Origin of the sequence: Streptomyces sp. NPDC048415 (assembly GCF_040651675.1) — a bacterium.
In the GTDB taxonomy this organism is placed as follows: domain Bacteria; phylum Actinomycetota; class Actinomycetes; order Streptomycetales; family Streptomycetaceae; genus Streptomyces.
The window spans coordinates 25907-34870 of sequence record NZ_JBEZKJ010000088.1 but is presented as its reverse complement, the minus strand read 5'-3'; the positions used below and the strand labels follow the sequence as shown (position 1 = coordinate 34870).

General features: G+C 70.7%; 8 protein-coding genes. 4 read left to right on the top strand and 4 right to left on the bottom strand.

The window, feature by feature from the left end; genetic code table 11:
• Positions 1–174 precede the first annotated feature (174 nt).
• Complete coding sequence (locus AB0D27_RS36485) at positions 175–1395, top strand: histidine kinase (RefSeq protein WP_362517297.1); 1221 nt, start codon at positions 175–177, stop codon at positions 1393–1395.
• Positions 1392–2075, top strand: coding sequence for a response regulator transcription factor (locus tag AB0D27_RS36480; RefSeq protein ID WP_362517294.1), 684 nt, complete (start codon positions 1392–1394; stop codon positions 2073–2075). Before AB0D27_RS36485 ends, AB0D27_RS36480 begins: the two co-directional genes overlap by 4 nt.
• 85 nt (positions 2076–2160) lie before the next feature.
• On the opposite strand, the gene nadA is transcribed toward AB0D27_RS36480, so the two are convergent.
• Complete coding sequence (gene nadA, locus AB0D27_RS36475; protein WP_362517291.1) at positions 2161–3345, bottom strand: quinolinate synthase NadA; 1185 nt, start codon at positions 3343–3345, stop codon at positions 2161–2163.
• Between the two features lie 301 nt (positions 3346–3646).
• Here nadA and AB0D27_RS36470 point away from each other — a divergent pair, with 301 nt between their 5' ends.
• On the top strand, positions 3647–4003 hold the full coding sequence (locus AB0D27_RS36470) for an iron-sulfur cluster assembly accessory protein (RefSeq protein ID WP_362517289.1): 357 nt from the start codon (positions 3647–3649) through the stop codon (positions 4001–4003).
• Positions 4004–4247: 244 nt separating this feature from the next.
• On the opposite strand, the gene AB0D27_RS36465 is transcribed toward AB0D27_RS36470, so the two are convergent.
• Both AB0D27_RS36465 and AB0D27_RS36460 read right to left on the bottom strand, forming a co-directional pair.
• Positions 4248–5837, bottom strand: a complete 1590-nt coding sequence (locus AB0D27_RS36465) for a hypothetical protein (protein WP_362517286.1) — start codon at positions 5835–5837, stop codon at positions 4248–4250.
• A gap of 185 nt (positions 5838–6022) precedes the next feature.
• Entirely contained in the window at positions 6023–6232 is a 210-nt protein-coding gene (locus AB0D27_RS36460) for a hypothetical protein (RefSeq protein ID WP_362517283.1), read from the bottom strand.
• Between the two features lie 132 nt (positions 6233–6364).
• Between AB0D27_RS36460 and AB0D27_RS36455 the strand changes: the two genes are divergently transcribed.
• The gene (locus AB0D27_RS36455) at positions 6365–7339 is read left to right on the top strand and encodes a carbohydrate kinase family protein (protein ID WP_362517280.1); all 975 of its coding nucleotides are present in this window, start codon (positions 6365–6367) and stop codon (positions 7337–7339) included.
• Here the strand turns inward: AB0D27_RS36455 and AB0D27_RS36450 are convergent, their stop codons facing one another.
• The gene (locus tag AB0D27_RS36450; RefSeq protein WP_362517277.1) at positions 7340–8722 is read right to left on the bottom strand and encodes an aminotransferase class V-fold PLP-dependent enzyme; all 1383 of its coding nucleotides are present in this window, start codon (positions 8720–8722) and stop codon (positions 7340–7342) included. It abuts the gene before it with no gap.
• Positions 8723–8964 lie beyond the last annotated feature (242 nt).

Sequence of the window (8964 nt, the reverse complement as noted above, 5' to 3'; positions counted from 1 at the left end):
ATTTAGCCCGTCCGGCGTGTGAGGACGAGCGCGAAGCGCGATACGGGGGGTCTGGGGGGGCGGAGCCCCCCCAGGTACGGGACGGGTAGGGGCGGAGGGGGCGAAAACCTTCCCCGCACCCCCGCCCGACGGCACCCGTTCCGCGCCTCCACAAGGGCCCGTACCGTAAACGACGTGAGCACCCTAGAGCGCACGAGGTGCAGAGCCCGCGCCCATCCCACGGCAGTGGACGCCGCCCTCGCGGCAGCCGTCCTCGCCTGTATGGCCGCCGGCTCCTTCATCGACCCGCACGGCGAGCACGGCGCGACCTGGGGCGCCCGCACGCCGAACATCCTCAGCCTCACCCTCATGGTGCTCGCCGCCGCCGCCCTGATCTTCCGCCGTCGCGCCCCGATGACCGTCCTCGCGGCCACGGTCGGCGTCTCCCTCGTGGAGCTGGTCACCGGCGACCCCCGTGCCCCCGTGGCGATGTCGGCCGTCGTAGCCCTCTACACCGTGGCCTCGTCCACGAACCGCCCCACCACCTGGCGGGTAGGACTGGTCACGATGACCGTCCTGACGGCGGTCGCGATGCTCGCGGGCCCGATGCCCTGGTACGCCCAGGAGAACCTCGGCCTCTTCGCCTGGACCGGTATGGCCGCCGCCGCGGGCGACGCCGTACGCAGCCGGCGTGCCTTCGTGCACGCGATCAGGGAACGCGCCGAACGCGCCGAACGCACCCGCGAGGAAGAGGCGCGCCGACGCGTGGCCGAGGAGCGCCTGCGCATCGCCCGCGATCTGCACGACGTAGTCGCCCACCACATCGCCCTCGTCAATGTGCAGGCCGGAGTCGCAGCCCACGTGATGGACAAGCGCCCCGACCAGGCGAAGGAGGCGCTCGCCCACGTACGGGAGGCCAGCCGCTCCGCGCTGAACGAACTGCGCGCCACCGTCGGCCTGCTGCGCCAGTCCGGCGACCCCGAAGCACCTACGGAACCCGCCCCCGGCCTCGCCCGCCTCGACGAACTCGCCGACACCTTCCGAAACGCGGGCCTGCCCGTGGAGGTGGCCCGCTCCGACCACGGCAGCAGCCTCCCCGCGGCCGTCGACCTCGCCGCCTACCGGGTCATCCAGGAAGCCCTCACCAATGTGCGAAAACACGCGGGCCCGGAGGCGAAGGCGGAGGTCAGCGTCGTACGCGTGGGGCCCAATGTGGAGGTCACGGTGCTGGACAACGGGCCGGGGCAGGACGACAGGCCCGAGGAAGGCGGCGGTCACGGGCTGCTCGGTATGCGCGAGCGGGTCACCGCGATCGGCGGGACGTGCACGGCCGGTCCCCGCTACGGAGGCGGCTTCCGGGTCCATGCGATCCTTCCGGTCAAGAACCGCACACCCGCCATGGGGGACCCCGTATGACCATCCGTGTCCTGCTCGCCGACGACCAGGCGTTGCTGCGCAGTGCCTTCCGGGTCCTCGTCGACTCCGAGCCCGACATGGAGGTCGTGGGCGAGGCCTCCGACGGCGCGGAGGCGGTACGCCTCACCCGGGACGAGCGCGCCGACGTGGTGCTGATGGACATTCGGATGCCGGGCACGGACGGGCTCACCGCCACCCGGCTGATCACCGCGGACCCGGGGCTCGCGCACGTACGGGTCGTGATGCTGACGACCTTCGAGGTCGACGAGTACGTGGTGCGGTCGCTGCGGGCCGGCGCGTCCGGGTTCCTCGGCAAGGGCGCCGAGCCCGAGGAACTGCTGAACGCCATCCGGATCGCGGCCGGTGGCGAGGCGCTGCTGTCCCCGGCGGCCACCAAGGGCCTGATCGCCAAGTTCCTGGCACAGGGCGACGGTTCGGACGACGAGCGGGATCCCGCCCGCGCCGAGCGGCTTGGCGCGCTCACCGGACGCGAGCGCGAGGTGCTCGTCCAGGTCGCGGGCGGCCACTCCAACGACGAAATAGCCGAACGCCTCGAAGTCAGCCCGCTCACCGTGAAGACGCACGTCAACCGGGCCATGGCCAAGCTCGGCGCACGCGACCGGGCCCAACTGGTCGTCATCGCCTACGAGTCCGGGCTGGTCCGCCCGCGGGTGGACTGAGCTCCACCCGGCCTACCGCTCCCGAAGTTGTCGCGAAGGAAGGCCGGGCGACACCGTGGTGTTGCCCGGCCTCCGCAGTCGGCGTTTACGGCAGCGCCAGCATCCGCTCCAGTGCCAGCTTGGCGAACTGCTCCGTCTCGCGGTCCACCTCGATGCGGTTGACCAGATTGCCCTCGGCGAGGGACTCCAGAGTCCACACCAGGTGGGGCAGGTCGATGCGGTTCATCGTCGAGCAGAAACAGACCGTCTTGTCGAGGAAGACGATCTCCTTGTCCTCGGACGCGAAACGGTTCGCCAGACGGCGGACCAGGTTCAGCTCCGTGCCGATCGCCCACTTCGAGCCGGGCGGGGCCGCCTCCAGGGCCTTGATGATGTACTCCGTGGAGCCCACGTAGTCCGCCGCCGAGACGACCTCGTGCTTGCACTCGGGGTGGACGAGGACGTTCACGCCGGGGATGCGCTCGCGCACGTCGTTGACGGAGTCCAGCGAGAAGCGGCCGTGCACCGAGCAGTGGCCGCGCCACAGGATCATCTTGGCGTCACGCAGCTGCTCGGCGGTCAGCCCGCCGTTCGGCTTGTGCGGGTTGTAGAGCACGCAGTCGTCGAGGGACAGGCCCATGTCGCGGACGGCGGTGTTGCGCCCGAGGTGCTGGTCGGGCAGGAAGAGCACCTTCGACCCCTGCTCGAAGGCCCACTCCAGGGCCCGCTGGGCGTTGGAGGAGGTGCAGATCGTGCCCCCGTGCTTGCCCGTGAACGCCTTGATGTCGGCGGAGGAGTTCATGTACGAGACGGGTACGACCTGCTCGGCTATCCCGGCCTCGGTGAGGACGTCCCAGCACTCGGCCACCTGTTCGGCGGTGGCCATGTCGGCCATCGAGCAGCCGGCGGCGAGGTCCGGCAGGACGACCTTCTGGTCGTCGCTGGTGAGGATGTCCGCGGACTCCGCCATGAAGTGCACACCGCAGAAGACGATGTACTCCGCCTCCGGGCGGCCCGCCGCGTCCCGGGCCAGCTTGAAGGAGTCACCCGTGACGTCCGCGAACTGGATGACCTCGTCGCGCTGGTAGTGGTGGCCGAGCACGAAGACCTTGTCCCCGAGCTTCTCCTTGGCCGCGCGGGCGCGTTCCACCAGGTCCGGGTCGGACGGAGAGGGCAGGTCGCCGGGGCACTCGACGCCGCGCTCGCTCCTCGGGTCGGCCTCGCGGCCGAGCAGCAGCAGGGCGAGGGGCGTCGGCTGTACGTCGAGCTCCTGGGTCTGGGCGGTGGTCACGACACGCACCCTTTCTGTTCTGCGGCTCGCCGGGCTCGTCAGGGAGCGGGCCCGGCGGACAATGCCTTTTCGTCGAATTGACGCTATCTATCATAACCGCTTCACGTCACTTTGACGATGGCCATCGCGTCCATGTGACGTGAATCCCGGAGGGTTGTCCACAGGCCGCTGTCCGTGTTTTGGCGGGTGTGCGAGCATGAAGGGAGAACCGAAGAAAACACGCTCGGCCCGGAATGAATCCGCGGCCATGCCGGTTGCACTCGTCGGCAAGCAGTCTCCGTACAACCCGGGAGAGATGTAGATGTCCGTATCGGACGAGACCAGCACCGTCACCGACGGCATCATCCTGTCTGACGCCGCCGCGGCGAAGATCAAGGCCCTGCTCGACCAGGAAGGCCGCGACGATCTCGCGCTGCGCGTGGCCGTTCAGCCCGGCGGCTGCTCCGGCCTGCGCTACCAGCTCTTCTTCGACGAGCGCTCCCTCGACGGCGACGTTGTCAAGGACTTCGGTGGCGTCAAGGTCGTCACCGACCGCATGAGCGCTCCGTACCTGGGCGGCGCCTCCATCGACTTCGTCGACACCATCGAGAAGCAGGGCTTCACGATCGACAACCCGAACGCGACGGGGTCCTGCGCCTGCGGCGACTCCTTCAGCTAAATCCGCGAGCCGAGTACGCGGGCGCAGCTGAGCTCGCTGCTCAGCGCGCGGAAACCGCGGCTCACCGCCGCATACGCACGAAGGCGGCGTCCCCCTCCGACAGGGACGCCGCCTTCGCGTATCCGGAGTCGCCGCGGCCCCGTATCCGGAGCGCCGCGGCCACTACGGGGCCGCCGTTGACCTCTGCGGGGGCCGCGGAGACCTCTAGTGGGTCTACTGACCCTCTATTGGGTGTACTGATCCTCTAGTGGGTGTATTGGGGCTGCGTGGACTTCGCCCCGGAAGCCCGGGGCGAAGTGATCTTCCCCTTCGGGACCGCCTTGCCGTCCGACCCCACGACCGCGCGGTCGCCGAGCGGCTTGTCCAGGTGCACCGTCTTCTCGTAGATCTTGGCGATCAGGATGCACACCTTGCCCTGCCAGGGCGTCTCGGTCACCGTGACGGTCACCTTGTCGGAGGTCTCGCTCGCCGAGGCCGAGTAGTCGGCGCACACCCCGCCCGTGAAGCTGACCGTCAGGTCCTTCCCGTCGGTGGTGTAGCCCTCCACCTTGACGTCACGCGAGGTGGGCGCGGTGGTGGGCTTGTCGCCCGGCGCGGTCGGCGCGGGGCTCGGCTGCGCGCTCGGCCCCCCGGAGGACCGCGGCGAGGTCAGGTATCGCGGGTCCACCGCCGGATGCGTCACCGTGAAGCTGTCGTCCGCGCCCGGCGTCCGCACCTCGAACAGCCAGGACGGCACGAGGGTCTGCCGCCCGTTCGCGAAGTGCGTCGCCAGCCCGAAGGTGGCCTTCTCGACGGTCACCGATTCCGGCGCGGGTGTTGTCGTCGTGTGCTCGCACGGCATCTCGTCCCGGTCCTTCAGCGGTACGGGACTGGCGCAGCCGCCGATGCCCTTGCGCCCGCCGCCCGACGCCGACGCCGACCCGTTCATCAGGTCCAGCGTCTTGCGCGCACTGATCACGGGGTACGTGTCCCCCTTCGCCTGCGTCTTCAACTGACCGCTGCCACCGATGACATGGCCCTCCACGTTGATCTGGAGGCCGGTCGTCCAGCCGTACGTCGGCAGCCCGCCCACCTCGGGGTCGGCGTTCACCACCCGCACCCGGTCCATCAGCTGGCTCGCGTCCACCTTCGCGTCGTCCTGGCCGACCGCCTTCAACACGGGAGCGGCGGCCTTCTTGGCCACGGCCTCGCTCACCGGACCCGGCCCCAGTCCCGCGAGGCCGCTGGAGCCGACGGGCACACAGCGCTTGTTCACGGGACAGTTGTCGGTCCCCGGAAGGTACGAGCTGAACGTCCAGGTCCCCGGCGCGCTCTTGTTCACCCGCAGATTCGGTTCCGCGCCGTCCTTGGTGGAGCCCACTGTCCAGGCATCCCCGACGAGCCTGGGCGGGCCCTTCAGGTCGAGGGCCTTCGCGAGCCGGGCCACCTCGGCCTTGGTCACCTCACCCTTGGCCCAGTACACCGGCGCCGAGTCCGGGCCGCCGGGAAGTGTGCCGTCCGCGTGGTAGGTCGCGCCGTACGGGTTGGGCTCTCCGGGCGCGATGCCGTTCGTACCACCAGTCCCACCAGAACCGCCGGGACCGCTCGTACCGCCCTCGGAATAGCCGTCGAGGGCGAGCGGCGGGGGCGTGCCGTCGCCGCCGGGGGTTCCGGAGCCGTGGTCGTTCCCGCCGCCGGAAGCGGTCGCGGCGACGTACGCCCCGCCGCCCCCGACCAGCAGGACCGCGGCCGCGACCGAGGCGACGGCCACCGGGGAATGCCGGCGGCGCGGCGTGGCCGGCTGGGCACCCTCGGGGTGTTCGGTCGCTTCGTTGTCGGGTCGCTCGGTGCTCACCGCATCGCTCCTTCGGCTCCACTGCTGTCCCATGACCCGGCCCTGTCAAAAGAGGGCACTGAGGGGTCGTATACCGCATCCCCTTTACGGGGGACAGCGATGGGACGCAGCGGGGGAGCGCACGGTTCCCTGCGGGCGCTCACCGAATTCCCCCGTTCGGCGCCGCCCGGGCTGCTCCGGTCGGATCAGTCGCCGTAGTCGGACATCGCGTCCAGCAGTCGTGCGGAGGCGGGCGGCACGGTCACCCCGTGGATGCGGGAGGGGGAGACGGGGAGGGAGGTGACCTGGGCGGGCGCCGACCAGTGCGCGGCCATCCGGGCACAGTCCCCGCGCAGCGACGCCAGGTCGCCTTCGAGGTCGAGCGGGGCCGAGCCGTGGACCTTGAGGTTCGTCATACCGGAACCGTAAGCACCGCGGTGCCACGAAGAAAGATCTACTATCGGGTAGTTTTGCCCGCTTCAGAGGGCCGCCCCGACCCGGTAGCGTGAACTGTCAATCCCCTCCCCTCGCAGGAGTGTGTCCTAGCCGTGCGTATCGCAGTCACCGGCTCCATCGCCACCGACCACCTCATGACCTTCCCCGGCCGGTTCGCCGACCAGCTCGTCGCGGACCAGCTGCACACGGTCTCCCTCTCCTTCCTGGTCGACAACCTCGACGTACGCCGGGGCGGGGTCGGCGCGAACATCGCCTTCGGCATGGGTCAGCTCGGCACCCGGCCGATCCTGGTCGGGGCGGCGGGCTCCGACTTCGACGAGTACCGCGCCTGGCTGGACCGGCACGGCGTCGACACCGGCTCGGTCCGCATCTCCGAGGTGCTGCACACCGCCCGCTTCGTGTGCACGACCGACGCCGACCACAACCAGATCGGCTCCTTCTACACGGGCGCGATGAGCGAGGCCCGCCTCATCGAGCTCAAGTCGGTCGCCGACCGGGTCGGCGGCCTCGACCTCGTGCTGATCGGCGCCGACGACCCCGAGGGGATGCTGCGCCACACCGAGGAGTGCCGCTCGCGCGCGATCCCCTTCGCCGCCGACTTCTCCCAGCAGATCGCCCGCATGAACGGCGACGAGATCCGGATACTGCTGGACGGGGCGACGTACCTCTTCTCGAACGAGTACGAGAAGGGGCTCATCGAATCCAAGACGGGCTGGAGCGACGAGGAGATCCTCGCGAAGGTCGGCCACCGCGTGACGACACTCGGCGCGCAGGGTGTCCGCATCGAGCGCGTCGGTGAGGAGCCGATCGAGGTCGGCTGCCCCGAGGAGGAGCGCAAGGCCGATCCCACGGGTGTCGGCGACGCGTTCCGCGCGGGCTTCCTGTCCGGGCTCGCCTGGGGTGTCTCCCACGAGCGCGCCGCCCAGGTCGGCTGCATGCTCGCCACGCTGGTCATCGAGACGGTCGGCACCCAGGAGTACCAGCTGCGCCGCGTCCACTTCATGGACCGCTTCACCAAGGCGTACGGCCATGAGGCCGCCGCCGAGGTCCAGGCCCACCTGGCGTAGCTAGGACACCCGGCGGACCACATAGGCCGAGCCGTGGTCCGCCGGCTCCTCCCCGACGTACTCCTGACCGCGCATCTCGCACCACGCCGGGATGTCGAGGCGGGCGGCCTCGTCGTCGGAGAGGACGCGTACCGTCCCGCCCACCGGGACATCGCCGATGACCTTCGCCAGCTCGATCACCGGGATCGGGCACCGCTTGCCCAGCGCGTTCACCACGAGAGAGTCGGCAGCGGCGGGTGTCTTCGTCGGTTCCACCGGAGCGCCCAGCTTCTCGCGGACCGCCGAGACCGTGCCCGGCAGCACCGACAGGAAGCGGTCGACGTCCTCGGACGGTGTGCCCGGCGGCAGCGACACGCGGACGTTGCCCTCGCTCAGGACGCCCATCGCCTTCAGGACGTGGCTCGGGGTGAGGGTGCTGCTCGTGCAGGACGAACCCGAGGAGACCGAGAAGCCCGCCCGGTCCAGCTCGTGCAGCAGGGTCTCTCCGTCGACATAGAGACAGGAGAAGGTGACGATCCCGGGCAGCCGGTGGACCCCCTCGCCGACCACCTCCACGTCGGGGACCAGCTTCGGCACCCGTACCCGGATCCGGTCCGTCAGTTCCCGCAGGCGCGCGGCCTCCGCCGCCGCATCCGCGTGGACGGCGCGCAGCGAGGCCGCCGCCGCCACGATCGCGGGGAGGTTCTCGAAACCGGCCGCCCGCCCCGACTCCCGCTCGTCCGCGGGCCCTTGGGGAGCGAACCGCACCCCTTTGCGGACGACGAGAAGCCCGACTCCCGAAGGGCCGCCCCACTTGTGGGCACTTGCCGTCAGGAGCGACCAGTCGCCCTCCACCCGGCCCCACCCCAGCGACTGCGCCGCGTCCACCAGCAGCGGCACCCCCGCCGCCCTGCACGCATGTGCGACCGCCGTCACCGGCTGCTGGGTCCCCACCTCGTGGTTGGCGGACTGGAGGCACGCCAGCGCGGTGTCGGGGCGGAGTTCGTCGGCGTACGAGGAAGAGGACACCGCGCCCGTACGGTCGACCGGGACCTGGGTCACCGTCCCGCCCGCCGCCTCGTGCAGATCTGCCGAATGGAGCACCGACGAGTGTTCGACGGCTGACACGATCAGGTGGCGTCCGATGCGCCGGCGGCCCGCCAGGGCACCCTCGATTCCGGCGTGCACCGCCCGGGTGCCGGACGAGGTGAAGACCAGCTCGTCCGGGCGGCAGCCCACCGCCTCGGCCGCAGCCTCCCGCGCCGCGTCGAGCAGCATCCGGGCCCGCCGTCCCTCGCGGTAGAGACGGGCCGGGTCGGCCCACCCCTCGTCGAGCGAGGCCCCCAGGGCCTGACGGGCGACGGGATGGAGGGGAGCGGCGGAGGCAGCGTCGAAGTAGACCACACAGCAACGCTAAATCCTCCGGTGAGCGGAGCGCCCCCAAGGGGCGCGGAGCGGTGTCATCCTGCGGCTCCGCCGCGTGGGCGCGACGAGCCACAAGACGGCCCGCAGTCGCCGTATTCGCCGTGCTCCCGAGCCGGTAGGCGCCCCAACCCCTCGTCAGAAGGCACCCGGAGCCGGGCATTCCACCCCTTCGGGGTGCCTCGCGGCGCGTTGGGCACCCTCCCCGCGCGACCCCAAATAGC

Bases quoted from the DNA above. Each gene is read 5' to 3' on its own strand.
- AB0D27_RS36460 (WP_362517283.1), bottom strand. From the start codon at position 6,232: ATGACGAACCTCAAGGTCCACGGCTCGGCCCCGCTCGACCTCGAAGGC.
- AB0D27_RS36470 (WP_362517289.1), top strand. From the start codon at position 3,647: ATGTCCGTATCGGACGAGACCAGCACCGTCACCGACGGCATCATCCTG.
- AB0D27_RS36480 (WP_362517294.1), top strand. From the start codon at position 1,392: ATGACCATCCGTGTCCTGCTCGCCGACGACCAGGCGTTGCTGCGCAGT.